Source organism: Ktedonosporobacter rubrisoli (genome assembly GCF_004208415.1).
GTDB lineage: Bacteria > Chloroflexota > Ktedonobacteria > Ktedonobacterales > Ktedonobacteraceae > Ktedonosporobacter > Ktedonosporobacter rubrisoli.
This window is the reverse complement of the sequence record NZ_CP035758.1, coordinates 2,358,375-2,375,412: the sequence shown is the minus strand read 5'-3', so window position 1 is coordinate 2,375,412 and position 17,038 is coordinate 2,358,375. Positions and strand designations below refer to the sequence as shown.

Below are 17,038 nucleotides of genomic sequence, written 5' to 3'. Positions count from 1 at the left end.
CCTTTTTGCCTTCCCTGGTAAAAAGACCGCCCACTAGCAGAGGCGATCCAACGCCGTTGTTGTCTTTATTTATTGTATAACATTCCTACTCCTGCCGCTTGCTTGTAGCTGGGCAAAGGCGTTTTCAATCTGCTGCCCCATCTCTAGAGCGCGGGAAGTGGCGGCCTGCACAGCGCGTTTGAGCAGCAAGCGCGTGTCTCCTTGATCGAGTACGGCGATGCCTGCCATCGTTGTGCCATTGGGTGAAGTGACCTGTAAACGCAGCTCCTCTGGATCTTTGCCGGTCTCCTGGAGCATTCTTGCCGCACCATAGAGGGTCTGCACCAGAAGCACACGACTGGTTTCAGCCGAAAGTCCACAGGCCTGGCCAGCTGCGAGCAAGGCCTCAGTCACATAATAAAAGTAAGCAGGTCCGGTCCCTGAAAGCCCGGTTACAGCGTTCATCTGCTCTTCCTCGACAAGGACCGAGATACCAATAGCGGCAAAGAGATCCTGCGCGAGATCGAGATGCTCAGCGGTGGCCTGTCTTCCCGCGCACAGGGCTGTGGCCGAGGCTTGCACAGAGCTGGAGGTATTGGGCATGGCTCTAATTACCGGTATAGATTTAGCACAGCAGGCTTCGATAGCAGCTGTCGAGATGCCGGCCGCTACAGAAATGATAAGTTGCTGCGCGCTCAGATAGGGTGCAATCTCCTGCAAGGCAGCTACAACGTCAAACGGTTTTACGGCTAAAACTATCATGTCTGCTTCACGACATGCTGTCCTCTTGTCCTGTATAACTTGCACAGCATAGCGCTGCTGCAAATCCTGAAGGCGAGCTGTGTTACGCCGATTGCATACGATAATCTGCGCAGCAGGGATAAGGCGGGCTTCCAGCAGGCCCTTGATCATAGATTCGCTCATCGCGCCGGCCCCTAAAAACAGCACACGACTCTCAGATATCTGTTTCATCCTCCCCATTCTCCTTTCTGAACCCATAAAAAAAACGCCCTTTCACCCTCAAAGGGCGAAAAAGCGTACTTTCCGCGGTACCACCTTCGTTCACATGTAGAGCAGCCAGAAAGCTGGCTAACTACATGCACTCGTTCTACTCTGTTAACGGGCGAGCCCCGAGGCACTCATCGCGCCTGTGCTCAGAGGTGGGTTCGATCTTGCTTGCGGGAGCCTCTTTCAGCGCCTCGATGGCCCCTCTCTGTACGCAAGAACAAAGATGTACTATTCCTCTATCAAGGCAAATAGTAATATTGTCTTCAATGTGTATCATAGTTAAGCAGCTTTGTCAAGTTCTCAAATCTGTTAGCGGTCCTGGCCGGCCTTGCCGCACAGCGCAAACTTAGCAAGAAATGCTCGCTCATATGCAGCCTTTATCGGCAAGGCTTCATCATTTCGCTTAAGGATGCGCGACTTGTGCTGTGGCCCTGAAAAATGCCTTGCTAAAGAGGAGAAACAGTTACTCCCGATTTTCTCGGGCCAGCAAGAAGGTGGATAATTCACGATAGGTCTCGTCTGGCACCTCCTCGGGCGCGTAATGGCCCGCGTCGAGCTCTCGGAAGCGCACATCTGTGGCCCATTCTCGCCAGATGCCCTCAATATCAAAATAGTCTTTGAGATCGTCTTTCAGGCAGGTGAGCACCAGCATAGGACAAGTGATTTGTTTCTTGCCTCGCTCAGCTTCATCCAGGGCAAAATCATAGGTTGCTCCCGCTCGATACTCTTCGATCATAGCACGAATCGTTTCAGAATTGTACACACAACGATGGTAATCTGCCACAGCTTCGGGCGCAAAGTAGGCAGGCAGCTTGTCACGCATACGCTCTCCCCAGCGATAGTAATTGTCAGGATTTTCTCCAATCAAGCGCTCAGGTAGATCGGGTTGGGCAAAGAAGAACCAGTGCCACCATCCCAGGGCAAATTCCCTTGTCGTACGCCGGAAGGCCTCGCCTATAGGAATATTATCAAATACTGCAAGCTTCAAGACCCGTTCGGGATAATCCAGGGCCATGCGATAAGCGCAATAGCCGCCTCGATCGTGACCAACGACACAGAACCGCTCAAATCCTAGCTGCTGCATAACTTCGACTTGATCGCGCGCCATCGCACGTTTTGAATAGGGCTCATGATCAGGTGTCGTCGCTGGCTTGCTGCTCTCCCCATATCCTCGCAAATCAGCAGCAACGACGGTAAAGTGCTGCGCAAGGCGAGGAGCGATTTTATGCCACATCACATGAGTCTGAGGATGTCCATGCAGTAGCAAGAGGCCAGGCCCATGTCCACCATGCCGAACCCTGATTACTGCTTCACGCGTCTCAAGCCTGGAAAGTTGGAAACCCTCAAACATCTCAATTATTCCTTTCTGTCTGCTAAGGATATGCACCCATGAATAGCCTTGGCCAGCAGCCTCAGGCTAAACTTGGCAGGAGCAATACAAGACGAAAATCAGAATGACATTAAGCCAAAGAAGAGCATTCCCCTTCTACTTGTTTCACGCGCGTCCCGCTTATCAAGTTGCACCACATGGAGGGAAGGAACTTCTGTGCCGTATTGGTAGAACAGAGAAGTTTATGTTATATTACTCCCGATATTATCCATACCTCTTTTCCTAATCAACACATCTCTTGTACTAAGGAGCTCCAAGATGACAGATCGAGCAGGGCAGCAGGTTGGCAATTATCGTCTCTTACGCCTGTTAGGCGAGGGCGGCTTTGCAGAAGTCTATCTTGGTGCGCATAGCTATTTAGGGACGCAGGCTGCCATCAAGCTGCTCCATACACATATTAGTCAGAGCGATTTCGACCTGTTCCTCCAGGAAGCACGCACGCTGGCGGCTCTCGTTCATCCCAATATTGTTCGCGTCCTGGACTTCGGTATCGATGATCAAACTCCTTTTCTGGTTATGGCCTATGCCCCGGGCGGCTCTTTGCGCACGCGCCATCCCAAAGGGACGCGACTGCCGTTGCCCACCGTGATCGAATATATAAAGCAAGCGGCTAGCGCACTGCAATTTGCTCATGAACGCAAGCTGGTCCACCGTGATATCAAGCCGGAAAATATGCTCATTGGGGCCAACAAAGAGTTATTGCTCAGCGATTTCGGTATCGCCCTAATCGCTCAGAGCTCGCACTATCAGAGCACCAGAGACATGGCTGGAACTATCAGCTACATGGCCCCCGAGCAGATTAATGCCCACCTGCGCCCTGCCAGTGATCAGTACTCACTTGGCGTGGTGGCCTACGAATGGCTTAGCGGCACACGGCCCTTTCAAGGTTCGTTCACTGAGGTTGCTATTAAGCACTCGCTTACGCCTCCGCCTTCGCTGCTTGAGCAGGTACCAACGCTGCCCGAAGCTGTCGAACGGGTCATTTTTACAGCGCTTACCAAAAATCCGGAGGAGCGCTTCAGTTCAGTGCTCGCCTTTGCGCAGGCCCTGGAACTGGCTTCTCAAGAGGAACAAAGCAGCGAGTTTAGTACGCAAAAAGAGTCACAGGCTCGACAGATAGCTTCTCGCGCCCCAGAGGATATAGATAACTCAACCAACAAGCAAGCATCCATAAAGCCCTCGCCCATTCAAGGCTCAGATAAGAGAGGCATCAAGCGGCGTAGGGTGTTGATCGGTGCAGCTGGTTTAGCGGCTGCCGGAATGACTGGAGCAGGGATTATATGGTTTACGCGCCCTCAACATCCTGCGCCCCAGCCCTCCTCGTTTTTCTATACAAAAAAGGAAAATGTTGCGGTACTCGCAATCGCCTGGTCTCCCAATGGACAACAGATCGCCTCCGGCTCGGCCGACCATACCGTACAGGTCTGGAATGCTCATGATGGCAGCCCGGCGTTCACGTATAGGGGACACAGTGGTCCAGTGAATGCAATCGCCTGGTCTCCTGACGGCCGGCACATCGCCTCCGGCTCGGCCGATCATACCGTACAGGTCTGGGATGCCCTCAATGGCAACCCGCTCTATACGTATCGAGGCCATAGTGGCATCGTGAATGCTGTCGCCTGGTCCATGGATAACGCACACCTTGCCTCAGCATCTGACGATAACACGGTCCAGATCTGGGACGCCTTACATGGAAGCCGAACCTTTACCTATAGGGGGCATAAGGCCGGTGTAAATACAGTAAGCTGGTCCCCTGACAGCAGACTGCTAGCCTCTGGCTCCGATGATAAGACTGTCCAGATCTGGAATAGTAGCAACGATAGCGCTGGCTATATATACGAAGGCCATAGAGATGTACTTACAGCAGTAGTCTGGTCCCCCGATGGTAAATCCGTTGCCTCTGCCTCGTATGACAAGACGGTCCAGGTCTGGAATGCCAGCAATGGCAGCCGTTCAGTTCTCTATACTGGGCATACAGATGTAGTATCTTCTATCGCCTGGCTCCCCGCCGGGCAGCGGATCATCTCCGGCTCTTATGACACAACAGTTCAGGTCTGGAATGCGCTTAACGCCAGGATCATCGCTACATATAAAGACCATAGCGACAGGGTAAATATGGTAGCCCTATCACCAGGTGGCAAATATATCGCCTCTTGCTCCGCCGACACAACTGTGCATATTCGCCAACTATAGCAGATATGAGATTTGAGGAAGGGCACATCCCTTGACTTTTGGCCCTCTCTGCTGTACATTTTTGAACATAAATACATGACCAGATAACCACAAATGGTCATTTTATTGTTAAGATAGCAATCTGTCGCAAGTAGAGCAGCCTGGAAAAGCGGACAGGGCCGCTCTACTTGCGACTCTTAACCAGTCCTGCGAGGGAAAGAAGAAATTTGTCATGAGCAATGAACAGGATAGCCCACTCATTCTGGCGCTAGATGACACCACGGCCACACTGGAACAAGTAGGGGGAAAAGGAGCATCATTAGCGCGGCTCAGCGCGGCTGGTCTGCCTGTACCTCCCGGCTTTCACATTACTACGCAAGCCTACCAGCGCTTTGTAAGCGAGAACAGGCTTGAGGAGGCCATTCTGGAAGCTGCCACTGCCGCCCAGGTTGACAGGCCCGATACCCTCGAAAAGGCTGCGAGCCAGATAGAGCAGCTTTTTATGCAGAATATGATGCCCGGCGCAATTGCCGAGGCAATCTGTCAGGCCTATGCGCAGCTTGGCCACGGCGATAGCGCGCTAGCCGTGCGCTCCTCGGCCACCGCTGAAGATCTCCCAGAAATGTCTTTTGCCGGTCAGCAGGAGACGTATCTCAATATCCATGGAGAGGTCATGCTCTTGAAAGCCGTCAAACGCTGCTGGGCCTCGCTCTGGACAGCTCGCGCGCTTGCTTATCGCTTACGGCAGGGCATAGCGCAAGATACCATACGTCTGGCCGTCGTGGTGCAGGAATTGGTTAGCGCAGATGCTGCGGGTATCCTCTTCACCGCCAATCCCTTAACGGCCGCACGCGAGCAAATCATGATTAACGCAAGCTGGGGATTGGGAGAGGCTATTGTGAGTGGGCAAGTCACGCCTGATACCATTGTGATTGACAAGACCAGCGAAGCCATCATCGAACAGCAGATCAGCGAGAAGAAGGTAATGACCGTCAGTACGACTTCTGGCACGCGAGAGAAAGTTATCCCTGAAGAAAAACGCAGCCAGGCCGTCCTGCAAGCGGCCCAGGTTACTAAGTTGGTGCAGCTTGGTAAGCAGATCGAGGCGCTCTACAACCAGCCAATGGATATCGAATGGGCCCTGGCAAAAGACAGCTTTTTTATTGTCCAGGCTCGCCCGATTACTACACTGCGCAAGAAGCCGGCGGTTGGCGAGGAATGGAATGACAGCCTGAGCGGCGATTATTTGTGGACAAATGGAAACCTCGGCGAGGCCGTGCCAGATGTAATGACGCCCTGCACCTGGTCACTCATGCGCATATTCATGGCAGATGCGATGTCTTCCTTAGAGCTCAAAGAGCTACGGCCCTTTCGGCCGGTGGGCAATATTGGCGGCCGACCTTACATGAATTTGAGCCTGACGGCAACTATTGGGGCCGCGTTCGGCATGAATCGCCAGCGCTTAGCGGCGGCGGATGCAGTTTTTGGGAGGGTTCCTGCACAGATGGAGATCCCTTTGGTCCCAATCTCACGCTGGCGCATGATGGCTGCAATGCTACCAGAAGTGATTCGCCTCAAGCGGAGCGTGCGCGCCGATCTGAAGAAATTGCCGGCTTTTCTTGCCACCGCCCCACAGCGCTGCGAGGCCTTGCGCGACAAGATCCAGGCTACAACAAGTGCAGCCGACCTGCTCAAACTATGGCATATGGAGCTAGAGCCGCATTTCCATGAAAGCGGCCGGATGCTGCAAGCCAGTGCGCGCCAGGATGGCGGCGCGCTTGTCTGGGTCCGGCACAAGCTAAGCAAGCTGCTCGGCGAGAGCGAGGCTAATGTGCTGTTATCAAGTTCAGGCAATGCCAGTGGTCAGTTAGCAAGCCTCGGGCTGCTCTTAGGCCTCACGCAGCTAGCTCGCGGCGAAATCGATAGAAGCACATTTGCCCGTCAGTATGGACATCGCAGCCCACACGAGTTCGAGGTCATGTATCCGCGCCCGGGAGAGGACCCGCAGTGGATCGATCAGCAACTCGCCGGCCTGCGCGAGGCAAAGACCGACATCACGACGCTACTCGCCCGGCAACAAGAGGCCAGAGCCGCCGCCTGGCAGCGTTTTGCAGAGCGCCACCCGGGTAAGGTTCATACAATGCGCCGCCAGATTGAGAAAGCCACCAAGGCTCTGCACGACCGCGAAGCCGCACGCTCTGAAGTAATCAGGGTTTTCTGGGTCCTGCGCACATTTGTGCAGCGAGCAGCTTTGCTTACAAGGCAGGGTAATAGCCTCTTCTTTCTCTCCATCCAGGAGATTCTTGAGCTCCTGCAGGACGATACCACCTCCCTTTCCACGATTCCCGCACGCCGCGCAACTTACGAGCGCTATAGCCAGCTGCCCACTTATCCAGTCTTGATTCGCGGGCAATTTGATCCCTTCCAATGGGCCGCCGATCCCCAGCGACGTAGCGACATCTTTGATGCGCACCATACGCCCGCGCCTGGCAGGGAGACGATGATCAGCGGCTTCGCGGGCGCGGCTGGCATTGTCGAAGGACGAGCTCGCATAATCCGCAAAGTCGAGGAAGGAGACCAGCTACAGGCCGGCGAGATTCTTGTGACGACAATTACCAACGTCGGTTGGACTCCCTTATTCCCGCGCGCTGCCGCGATTGTCACCGATATTGGCGCCCCACTTTCACACGCGGCAATTGTTGCGCGCGAGCTCGGCATACCGGCAGTAGTTGGCTGCGGCAGTGCTACTATGCGCCTGCACACCGGCGATCAACTTAGGGTAAATGGCGAACAAGGAACGGTAGAAGTGCTGCAGGAGGTCAAGGCTAGCTTGCCCGTCCCTTCCTGACGAAAACAGAGGAAGAGCAAACTGTCATTACGATTACAAGCACATGCTACAACGTGCGCCCAACAGGCCACAGAGGAGATTTTCACGCTGATCTCCTCTGGTGCCCTCTTTTTTCAGGTAGCCTTCTCTTGATTTTCAAAGCTATGGCTCACGGCCCTAATTTCTCCGCCCCTTACGTAGATATAAAAACTCTACGGTTGAGAAAAGCGCTACCACAACTACAGTCAAGCCCACAAAGAGCTCACCCCATACAGTGAGCGAGAGCCAGTTAGCAATGAGCACAACCAGCCAGGCCAGCACCCAGCAATCGTTGATCACCATAACCGCCATAACTTCTCCAGGCCAGATGGCAGGCTTGCGCGTTAAAGAGAAGAGCCAGACCATGTAGGCCAGCAGGGCGATACCAATAATCAGAGGTAATGCACGCTCATTGAAGCCCATGAGTTGGGCCAGTGGACTGGCTGCTACGGCCAGAAAGCCCAGGGCTCCCAGCAGAGAAGTCAGGCAGTCCAGCAGCAAGATACGTCGTAACTGAGGCGAAGACAGGTTATTTCCATAGCCAGATGTTTGTGTTGCCATTGTTGAGAGACTCGCTTTCTAATTTTCCGCTCGAATACTATTCCCAAATGAGCAATCTGCCTCGCTAGCCTCCTTTGTTTCGACTCATACTCAGGAGGCCGGCTTAGCTCTCGCTCTTACTGCTCCCAACATAAAAGGATTTGGGCTGCCATTACCAGCAAAATTTCTGCCATTTACTGCTAATTTGGCTTTTTCTGGCAAAATTAGCCTGCCAATACAATCTCGTTTGCGCATTGGTTAAGCAATATTTCTGCTCGAATATTTCGTGAGCTCAACTAGCAAAATTTGTCGAGGGCATTGACCAGAAAAATCTGCACCTGGCAGCTATGAGATAGTGGCCTTGATCTGCCTCGCTGCAAAAAGGATCACACAGCCTAACAGGGTAAGGGCTATGGCCAAACAGAGAAAGGCATACGTCAAACCAATGGCAGATGTAAGCCTGCCGACTAAAAGCACGGTTATTATCAGACCGCTATAGCCAGCCACATAGTAGCTTGAAACGATCTGGGAGCGCTGCTTATGTGTGCTGATCTGACCGGCCAGACCGAAGCTTCCTTTATATAAAAAACCGCTTCCACATCCCTCTATCATCATGCCCAGGAACAAAACTAGCGGCGAGTGCGTAGGGGCCGCACTTACCAGCACAAAGGCACCAATCACAGTCAAGATGACGCCCCAGTTATTGATAACGAACAGATCAACCCTTGCTACCAGGAGTTGCGCAATCCCGCCAATAAGCATGAGCAGAAAGAGCAACACGCCGCTCATGGCCAGATTATGGATATTGAGAATAGAGACCACAAAAGTGGGAATGAGGGCAAAGGCAGTCCCGCTAAAGGCATACATAAAAAAGCTTGTCGGCGCTATCAGGCTCCAGAAGGGACGCCGTACTTGCTGCGGCACGCCAAGGGCAATCTGAAAACGCTGCTGCAAGCTTGCCTGGAAGGTTTCTTTGACGCTCAGCACTGCGATCAGGTCCAGCAAGAGAAGCAGGATATGGAGGAGGAACGGGAACTGAAAGGGATTCAACGGCACATACTGAATCAGTACTCCAGCCAATCCAGGACCCAGACCCATGCCCACCATCGTTGTAAAGCTCGCAAGTACGACGGCGAAACGGTAATTTTTGGGGTCAGTCTGCTCAAGCATAAGAGCTGTACAGGAGCCCAGAAATCCGCCTATAGCCAGCCCTTGGAAGCCACGACCAACAAAGAGTTGCCAGGGCTGAGTAGCAAAGGCAAAAAACCCGGTAGCCACCACCATAAGTAAGATGGAGGGGATTATAAGCGCTTTGCGTCCCAGACGGTCTGCCAATGGGCCAAGCAAGAGTAATGACGGCACCAGAAACAGCGCATAGACCAGGTAAAGCAACGAGATATCAGCAGCGCTCATATGAAACTTTGTCTGGTAGAGAGGGTAGAGCGGTGAGGAAAGATTCGTTCCCAGCGTGAAGGTCAAAAGCGCCCACCATAAACGTTTCATGGATGCAATTATTTCCTTTTCTATCTACGTGAGCCCATGAGCTCACCAGGCCATAGATCAGCATAAGCAATCTGTATCTATTTCCTACTCTTTTACTAAGATATTAGCGTATGCTAATATTTGAATAGAACAAAAAAAATTTGTTGTTCGCTCAGCTGATAGTTTGGCAACGCAGTTCTCCAGGGCTACGCAGGCCAGAATGTGAGCGCGCAAGTTCGGGTTTCAACTGATTGAGGCCAACCCTGTAAAGAGTGTATAATGGGGAACCTCTGGATGCCAGAAGTCAGTTTATCGTAGGATTATTTGTATCAGGAATAACAGTATGGGACACAACAAACAACGCCATCGCGAGCTAGCCGATTTCCTGCGCATCAAACGCTCTCGTCTAGCGCCTGAGGACGTAGGGCTACCTCGTGGGACGCGCCGACATACGCCAGGCCTGCGCCGTGAAGAAGTGGCACAACTCGCCGGTATCGGCGTTGCCTGGTATACCAACCTGGAACAGGGAAGAGAAATTAGTGTCTCTTCTCAGACATTAGATAGCCTGGCTCGCGTGCTGCGCCTCAGCGCCCAGGAGCGAGACTATATCTTTGTTTTAGCCCATCAACAACTGCCGCTCAAAGAAGCCAAAGAGCAGGAGACTATCACTGCTGACTTACAATATTTTCTGGACCAACAAGGCTTGACTGCGGCCTATATCGTTAACTTACGCTGGGATGTCATCGCCTGGAACGCATCAGCAGACGCCCTCTTTGGACCATTCCAGCTTTTGCGCGGGAAGGAGCGCAATGAATTATGGCGTCTCTTCGCCGACCCACAGTATAGCAATATGTTTAGCAACTGGGAAGAATATGCAAGAAGCCATCTTGCCTGGTTTCGTGGAAATTGCGGCAAGTTTGCCGAAGACCCCTGGCTCACTCACTTCGTCGAAGAGCTCAGGGGCTTGAGCCCTTTTTTCCATGAGTGGTGGCAGGAGCATGATGTTTTCGCCCATAAAAATCACACTGTCCACCTCGTACATCCACAAGCGGGATCGATGCTTTTTGTGCATCTCAGCTTCCATGTATTTGATGCCCCCAACCAGACCATGGCTGTCTACGTTCCCCTGGAACAAGAGCAAACACCCAGCAAACTCCAGAGCTTGCTCGACGGCTATCGTCCCACAGCCGAGAACTGCCAACAAAGAACAGAATGTATAGAATAGCAGATAAAGCTATGCTAGCTTTACTTCATTGTAGTAGCGATTACTCGTACAAAATCGGGCAGCTTTGAAGTTATACCTGTTCGATAATGCGGAACAATCTTCAAGATAGCTGCATAGAGCAAACATGATGGCCCCCTCTGACTTATCCACAAATCAATAGCAGTTTTTACTGCACTAAGCATATGGATGACTTTATACTCAAAATACTACTTTAGTACAAAATATGTTATACTATATTTGGCAAACATATTGCGCTCCTCACATATAGGAGATGTGCCAGCCTGAATTTCACCTATGCGTAGCAAAGCAACAGTGATAGAGGAGCCAATAGCAATTGTTGCATTCGCTTCCTTTGGGTAAAAAACGACTAGTTCTGCATGGGGAGATAGGACTTTGATCTATTTCATCAGAGCCACCGGGAGTAAATTGGCAGACGTCGCTTCGCTTGTATTGCGCATCGTTCTGGCCTGTGTAATTTTCCCTCACGCAACCCAGAAATTTCTAGGCTGGTTCGGTGGGCATGGCTTTCAAGCGACATTGTTCTCCTTTGAGCACAACTTAAAGCTCCCATTTATATTGGCCTTGCTGGCCATTCTAGCCGAATTTTTTGGCACGTTAGGAGTTTTCAGTGGCTTGTTAACGCGTCTGTCCGCGCTGGGGATAGGAACTGTAATGGTCGTCGCAGCCCTGACAGTACATCTTAAGAATGGTTTCTTCATGAACTGGGGAGGTCAGAAGGCAGGGGAAGGAATCGAATACTTTTTGTTAGCAGTGGGCATCGCGCTGGCCCTCCTTATTCTTGGCGGAGGCAAATGGTCGCTCGACTATGCCTTATTTAAGCTCCTAAATAAGGAGAAAAAGCGCGAGCATTCGTTGCAGGAAGAGCGCCAGGCTCAGCAGGTCAGTCATTGAGGATAGTCAGAACATGCTGTCTTTCATAGAATAGGCGCCTATGATTGCGGTATAGCTTTCTAAAAAGCAAGCTGGCTAACCCTGATTGACCACAATATACGCAGAGAGATGGCTGGCATAGTTCATCGGGCAATAGAAATCCTTTAGCGATCACTTGAAAAGTCCTGTGCTCCAGGACATTTTCAAGTGATCTTTCATTAATGATTGGCTCAAGCCTTGCAGCATTATGAACGCCCGACAGTGGGAGGCACAAAGGTAAGGTCGGCCTGTGTTGCGGGGCGCAGGAAATCAAAATCGCATCCCTGGTCAGGCTGCAGCACATGCTCAGCATATAAACGGGGATAGCCCCGCCCATGTCTGGAGCGCGGCGGCTGCCATTGGGCCTGGCGCTTCGCCAGTTCATGCTCTGCTATATGCCAGATGAGCTGACGCTCCTCAACATCAAGCTCGATCAGATCGCCATCCTTGACAAACGCTAGCGGACCGCCAACAGCGGCCTCCGGGGCCACGTGGAGGATGATTGTGCCCGAACTTGTCCCACTCATACGCGAATCGCTAATCCGCACAACGTCCTTGATCCCCTGCAGCAAAAGTTTCTTTGGTATCGGAATAGAGCCCCATTCGGGGAGACCAGGGACGCCCACAGCACCAGCATTGCGCAATACTAACACTGAATCCGCAGTGACGGGCAAAGCAGGATCATCGATGCGGGCCAACATATCTTCGTAAGTGTCAAATACCAGGGCCGGCCCACAGTGTTTGTGCAGATGGGCAGAAGCCGTCGTCGTTCGTAAGATGGCCCCGTGAGGAGCAAGATTTCCACGTAGCACGGCTAGAGCTCCCGCTGGAGCCAGCGGTTTATCTCGTGGGTAGATCACCGTAGGATCAGCATAGGTGCTCACCTTAAGGCTCTCGCCCAACGGCTCCCCAGTCACCGTGAGACACTCTAGATGCAGCAGATCGCGCAATTCCTGCAGCAAGGCCAGCGTGCCTCCTGCGGCATCGAAGTCCGCCATAAGCTTCTCCCCGGATGGCTGAAGGTTTAAGAGAATCGGCGTGGTACGCGCAAAATCATCGAAATCAGCAAGCGTGAGAGGGACGCGCAGCCTGCCGGCAATGGCGATCAAATGAATAACCGCGTTGGTCGAGCCAGCGATCGCCATAAACACACGCAAGGCGTTTTCAAAAGCCTCGCGCGTCATGATCTGCGCCGGCCTCAAATCCTTCTGCACTAACTCCACGGCCCGGCGCCCGCTCAGTTCGGCGGCGGCCAGGCGCTGCGCATTGGTCGCCGGAATAGTAGCCGTCCCCGGGAGCATCATACCAAGCGCTTCTGATAAGACCGTCATTGTGGAGGCAGTTCCCATCGTATTGCATGTGCCCATCCCGCTGGAATACATCTCCTCGATGGCATGCCAATCTTGCTTGTTGATCTTGCCAGTCCGATATTCATCAAGATAGTGCCAGAGATCAGTCCCGGAACCTAATTCTTGCCCGCGCCAACGCCCGGCCCTCTTGGGTCCAGCACAGACCTGGATGGCCGGTAGGTTTGCGCTGGCCACGCCCATCAATTGGGCCGGCGTTGTTTTATCGCAGCCGGTCAGCAAGACCACGCCATCGAGAGGATATGCACGCAGCGTCTCCTCGATCTCCATCGCCAGCAGATTACGATATAGCATAGCGCTAGGCTTCATCAGCTCCTCGCCCAGCGAGATAGTATTGAACTCAAGGGGCACGCCGCCCGCCGCGATCACGCCACGCTTGACGGCTTCTGCCATCAGCTTGAAGCCGAGATGACAGTTATTTAGTTCGCTCCAGGAGTTTGCAATGCCGATCACCGGCTTACCAGTAAAAAACTCTGGCGTCCAACCGAGAGATCGCAGGACTGAGCGACTCTGCGGCCCCAACTCATCTCTTCCGGCAAACCACTCTGCACTACGCCATACCATGTTTGTCTTTCCTTCTCTGTGCTGTTATATGCAAGGGAACTCTTCTCTCCCTTTCAGTAAAAATATTTGCTTAGCCGCCAACTGCCAGCAGCCATACATTTCTCTCCAGCTACTTATTTCACCGCGCCGATGACCATACCCTTGCGAATGTAGCTTTGCAGGAAAATGTAGATCAGCACGGGTGGCAGCGAGGCCATAAGCAAGCCACTCATCAACAAGGGAAAATCGGTGCCATAACGCCCAGCAATTGTGGCAATGGCCGCCGTAAGCGTCTTGTTCGCATCAGTCTGCAGAAAGACCAGAGGGATCAGCAGATCGTTCCACCAGCCCGTTACATTAAAAATCGTGATAGTCACAATACCTGGCGCGCTGATTGGGATCACTACCTTCGTCATAAGATGAAAATAGTTTGCACCATCAACTTTCGTCGCATCAAGGATCTCGTTAGGTAGCCCCCTCATCAGCGTGGTGAGCAGAAAGATTGAGCCTGGCAGGCTCGTCGCCGCCCATAACAGAACTACTGACCAGAAATTGTCAACAAGACCCAGGTTCGTCATCAAGAGATAGTCTGGCAGAATAAAGGTGATGCCTGGGATCACCATGCTGGCAACCATAAGCATAAGGAAGAAGAAGCGCAAGGGAAAGCGCAGCTTGGCCAGGGCAAAGGCAGCCGGGATACTGACTGAGAGCGATATGGTCGCTGCCAGGGCAATATAGCCAATTGTATTCAGCAGAAGATGTACAACATCAAAATTGTTGAACATTGCCACGATATTATCAAAATAGGTGAAGGTTTGCGGCCAACCTAACGGATTGCGCAGATATTCCACCGAAGTTCTAAAGCTTGTCAAGATCATAAAAAGCATGGGATAGAGAGCAGCAGCCGCGAAGAGGGCCAGAATGCTCACGAGACCCGCACGTTTGATCGACATTATTGCTTTTCTCATCGCAGTATACCTATACCTCCTTCTTTCCTGCCGCTGGTTAATCGGCCCCTAACATATCAAGTGCGCGTATTTGAATCCAGGATATAACTGAGACCACGAGCAGCAAAATGACCGAGAGCGCCGACGCATAGCTGAGATCGCCAGTCTCAAAGGCTTTGAGATAGATCATGTAATCAATGGGAGTCGTTTCATAGCCCGGGCCGCCATGCGTGATCGAGTAGACCAGCGCAAATAAGCCGATGAAAATATAGATGGTGTTGGTGATCATAAAGTAGGAGATGGAAGGAGCTAAGAGAGGGAAGAGTATTCTGAATAGCCGTTGCCACCAGTTAGCGCCATCGATACGTGCGGCCTCCAATAATTCATTGGAAATCGCCGAGAGGCCAGCGAGAAAGACCAGCACGCCCTGCCCTAACGTCTGCCAGTAGAAAGCCAGGATGAGCACAAGAAAGGCAGTGGGGGCCGCATCGAACCAGGATTGTGCCCACCCTCCCAGTCCAACCATCTTGAGGAAAGCGTTAACGGCCCCTTCCGCGTTAAAGAGCGTATTCATTAAATAGCCAATGACCACAGTAGAGAGGATGGTTGGTATGTAGTAGACAGAGCGAAAAAACCGCCAGCCCGGGATGCGGTCAAAAAGCAGGATCGAAACCATCATAGCAATCAGCAGGATGCCAGGGATGGAGAGGAAAAAGATCAGATTGGTGCGCAACAACAGCCATAGATCGCCCGAACTGAAGATGGTCACATAATTTTTGAGACCAACCCAGACCGCGTTCTCGCCATCCCAGAGGGTAAAGCTATGATAGATTGCGGTTGTTAGCGGATACCAGACCAGAATAGCCACCAGCAGTATTGCGGGCAGGAGCGATAGATACGCTGTTAGACCTTCTTTTTGTTTTAAGGTCAACCGAGAGGATCGCGGGGCGGCTGAGGACCTGGAGGACGTCCTGGCCAAGGCCCGGCTCGCGGATTTAAGCATGCTCATCGGTGTTCCCTTTCTCATATTGTGCTCCATCTCTCCTTAACATAGGCGCTGCGGAGAAGAGATGAAGCCGCAACGTGGTCGGCGCACAAGTTTATTGTTGGGGCGACTTGAGGATCTCATCTCGTTTTGCATCAAGCCTGCTCATGAACTGCTGGGGCGTAATCTTGCCAGTCCAGGCCAGCTGCGCCTGAGCTCTTAGCTCATTGGTCAGCTCGGCCGGGTAGACATTATCAGGCCAGAACATCGTAGAAGGCTCTAAGCCCCATTGCTGCTGTTGCACGCGCAAAGGATCTTTATAGACTGTGGCAAAATCTACGTCCGTGACGTTGAGCAGCGTGCCCGTATTTGCTACGGCCTGCTGGGTTTGCTCGGGCTGGCTTAGCAAAAATTTGATAAATTTGACGGCTTCGGCCTTGTGTTTAGAGTAGTTTGAAACTATTAACGCTGTTCCCGCACCGCCAATACCTGTATTGCGCAGGGAAACTTTCTCGCTATAATCAGGCAGTTTGTGAAGGCCCAGATCGTCTCCCAGGGCCTTTCTCATATCATAGAAGGGCCAGGGACCGGAGATAGTCATAGCGGCTTTCCCCTGAAATAAGAATTGATACGCTTGGTCTCCTGTCGTCGTTGGGGCGCCCTGCATGCTATATTGGGCAAGTTGGGTCCATTGTTGGATCGCTTCCACCACTTGGGGATCGCTAAAGTTGCGCTTCCCTGAAACGAGATCGTTAATGCCAGGGCTCCCGCCGACGATTTGGGCAATCCAGTAGTCAAGGCTGAACATGATATACCCATCATCAAATAAGGCCAGGGGAGTTATGCCTGTAGCTTTGATTTTCGCCAGCATGGTGAGGAAAGCCGCAAAATCCTTGGGCCAGTCTGCATCCGTATTGATGCCAGCCTTGGCCAGGGCTTTCTTATTGTAGTACACCATTGATATGCCATCGGAAGCATTAGGTACTCCGTAGATTTTGCCGGCTCCCTCTTTGAAGCCGTCTGTGACAGCGTTCCAACCTCTGATCCTTGACATTTCTTGTGGCGTGAAATATGTATCGAGTGGCTCCAAATAATGTTTAAACTGTAACATGTAATTGCCCGACCACATCCCCATGACATCGGGACCGTTGCGGGCAATGCTTGCTACACGATAGCGCGTGAACATCTCAGCCGTCGTGGGCACATCCTGAATCTGGACCGTGATGCCGGGATTCTGGGCATTAAAACGTTTGATGGCCTGATAAATATAGTATTGATCTTTCTTCTTGCTCTTATCGCTGGAGCTCGACGTTGCGTATGTCGCATTCCAAAATTTGATGGTGACGGGTCCGGCTGAACCCGGATTGGTACTGCCCGATCCGCCGCAGGCAGCTAACATGGCCGCACCACCTACTACAGCGCCACTCGTCTGTAGAAATTCGCGGCGGGATAGGTTCTTGCTGAGCATAACCTTACTCCTTTTGCCTATGCACCTCTTTTAGCCAGGGAACGACGGGATTACTCTGTATGGAACTCAAAGCAATTTTGAGGAGTTTGCGCCGTGTCATCACGCCTCCTCAGCAGGCCTGCATTCGGTTCTGTCG

12 protein-coding genes are annotated in these 17,038 nt (G+C 52.3%); 4 read left to right on the top strand and 8 right to left on the bottom strand.

Translation table 11 applies throughout. The features are described from left to right. Positions 1 to 69: 69 nt before the first annotated feature. Positions 70 to 951, bottom strand: a complete 882-nt coding sequence (gene proC, locus EPA93_RS10865; protein WP_129887311.1) for a pyrroline-5-carboxylate reductase — start codon at positions 949 to 951, stop codon at positions 70 to 72. Between the two features lie 499 nt (positions 952 to 1,450). Then, entirely contained in the window at positions 1,451 to 2,338 is an 888-nt protein-coding gene (locus tag EPA93_RS10860) for an alpha/beta fold hydrolase (RefSeq protein ID WP_129887309.1), read from the bottom strand. A gap of 297 nt (positions 2,339 to 2,635) precedes the next feature. On the opposite strand from EPA93_RS10860, the gene EPA93_RS10855 reads away from it, so the two are divergent. Both EPA93_RS10855 and EPA93_RS10850 read left to right on the top strand, forming a co-directional pair. Next, entirely contained in the window at positions 2,636 to 4,570 is a 1,935-nt protein-coding gene (locus EPA93_RS10855) for a WD40 repeat domain-containing serine/threonine protein kinase (RefSeq protein WP_129887307.1), read from the top strand. A 211-nt stretch (positions 4,571 to 4,781) separates the two neighbouring features. Further along, positions 4,782 to 7,397: a PEP/pyruvate-binding domain-containing protein gene (locus tag EPA93_RS10850; RefSeq protein WP_129887305.1), complete on the top strand. Its 2,616-nt coding sequence runs from the start codon at positions 4,782 to 4,784 to the stop codon at positions 7,395 to 7,397. Between the two features lie 156 nt (positions 7,398 to 7,553). On the opposite strand, the gene EPA93_RS10845 is transcribed toward EPA93_RS10850, so the two are convergent. Then, complete coding sequence (locus tag EPA93_RS10845) at positions 7,554 to 7,976, bottom strand: hypothetical protein (protein WP_129887303.1); 423 nt, start codon at positions 7,974 to 7,976, stop codon at positions 7,554 to 7,556. 324 nt (positions 7,977 to 8,300) lie between these two features. Next, the gene (locus tag EPA93_RS10840) at positions 8,301 to 9,458 is read right to left on the bottom strand and encodes an MFS transporter (RefSeq protein WP_129887301.1); all 1,158 of its coding nucleotides are present in this window, start codon (positions 9,456 to 9,458) and stop codon (positions 8,301 to 8,303) included. A gap of 322 nt (positions 9,459 to 9,780) precedes the next feature. Here EPA93_RS10840 and EPA93_RS10835 point away from each other — a divergent pair, with 322 nt between their 5' ends. Further along, positions 9,781 to 10,662, top strand: a complete 882-nt coding sequence (locus EPA93_RS10835) for a helix-turn-helix transcriptional regulator (protein WP_129887299.1) — start codon at positions 9,781 to 9,783, stop codon at positions 10,660 to 10,662. Between the two features lie 396 nt (positions 10,663 to 11,058). Next, positions 11,059 to 11,574: a DoxX family protein gene (locus tag EPA93_RS10830; protein WP_422877884.1), complete on the top strand. Its 516-nt coding sequence runs from the start codon at positions 11,059 to 11,061 to the stop codon at positions 11,572 to 11,574. A gap of 224 nt (positions 11,575 to 11,798) precedes the next feature. Here EPA93_RS10830 and EPA93_RS10825 read toward each other — a convergent pair whose 3' ends face one another. From EPA93_RS10825 to EPA93_RS10810, 4 genes are all read right to left on the bottom strand, one after another. Further along, positions 11,799 to 13,523, bottom strand: coding sequence for a dihydroxy-acid dehydratase (locus EPA93_RS10825; protein ID WP_129887297.1), 1,725 nt, complete (start codon positions 13,521 to 13,523; stop codon positions 11,799 to 11,801). 113 nt (positions 13,524 to 13,636) lie between these two features. Then, on the bottom strand, positions 13,637 to 14,455 hold the full coding sequence (locus EPA93_RS10820; RefSeq protein ID WP_165423016.1) for a carbohydrate ABC transporter permease: 819 nt from the start codon (positions 14,453 to 14,455) through the stop codon (positions 13,637 to 13,639). Positions 14,456 to 14,507: 52 nt separating this feature from the next. Next, entirely contained in the window at positions 14,508 to 15,476 is a 969-nt protein-coding gene (locus EPA93_RS10815) for a carbohydrate ABC transporter permease (protein WP_207229504.1), read from the bottom strand. A gap of 73 nt (positions 15,477 to 15,549) precedes the next feature. Beyond that, entirely contained in the window at positions 15,550 to 16,902 is a 1,353-nt protein-coding gene (locus EPA93_RS10810) for an ABC transporter substrate-binding protein (RefSeq protein ID WP_129894494.1), read from the bottom strand. Between the last annotated feature and the right edge of the window lie 136 nt (positions 16,903 to 17,038).

Excerpts from the sequence above, each read along its gene's own strand:
- EPA93_RS10860 (WP_129887309.1), bottom strand. The coding sequence starts at position 2,338 with ATGTTTGAGGGTTTCCAACTTTCCAGGCTTGAGACGCGTGAAGCAGTA.
- EPA93_RS10845 (WP_129887303.1), bottom strand. The coding sequence starts at position 7,976 with ATGGCAACACAAACATCTGGCTATGGAAATAACCTGTCTTCGCCTCAG.
- EPA93_RS10835 (WP_129887299.1), top strand. The coding sequence starts at position 9,781 with ATGGGACACAACAAACAACGCCATCGCGAGCTAGCCGATTTCCTGCGC.
- EPA93_RS10820 (WP_165423016.1), bottom strand. The coding sequence starts at position 14,455 with ATGTCGATCAAACGTGCGGGTCTCGTGAGCATTCTGGCCCTCTTCGCG.
- EPA93_RS10815 (WP_207229504.1), bottom strand. The coding sequence starts at position 15,476 with ATGAGAAAGGGAACACCGATGAGCATGCTTAAATCCGCGAGCCGGGCC.
- EPA93_RS10810 (WP_129894494.1), bottom strand. The coding sequence starts at position 16,902 with ATGCTCAGCAAGAACCTATCCCGCCGCGAATTTCTACAGACGAGTGGC.
- EPA93_RS10850 (WP_129887305.1), top strand. The coding sequence starts at position 4,782 with ATGAGCAATGAACAGGATAGCCCACTCATTCTGGCGCTAGATGACACC.
- proC (WP_129887311.1), bottom strand. The coding sequence starts at position 951 with ATGAAACAGATATCTGAGAGTCGTGTGCTGTTTTTAGGGGCCGGCGCG.
- EPA93_RS10825 (WP_129887297.1), bottom strand. The coding sequence starts at position 13,523 with ATGGTATGGCGTAGTGCAGAGTGGTTTGCCGGAAGAGATGAGTTGGGG.
- EPA93_RS10855 (WP_129887307.1), top strand. The coding sequence starts at position 2,636 with ATGACAGATCGAGCAGGGCAGCAGGTTGGCAATTATCGTCTCTTACGC.
- EPA93_RS10840 (WP_129887301.1), bottom strand. The coding sequence starts at position 9,458 with ATGAAACGTTTATGGTGGGCGCTTTTGACCTTCACGCTGGGAACGAAT.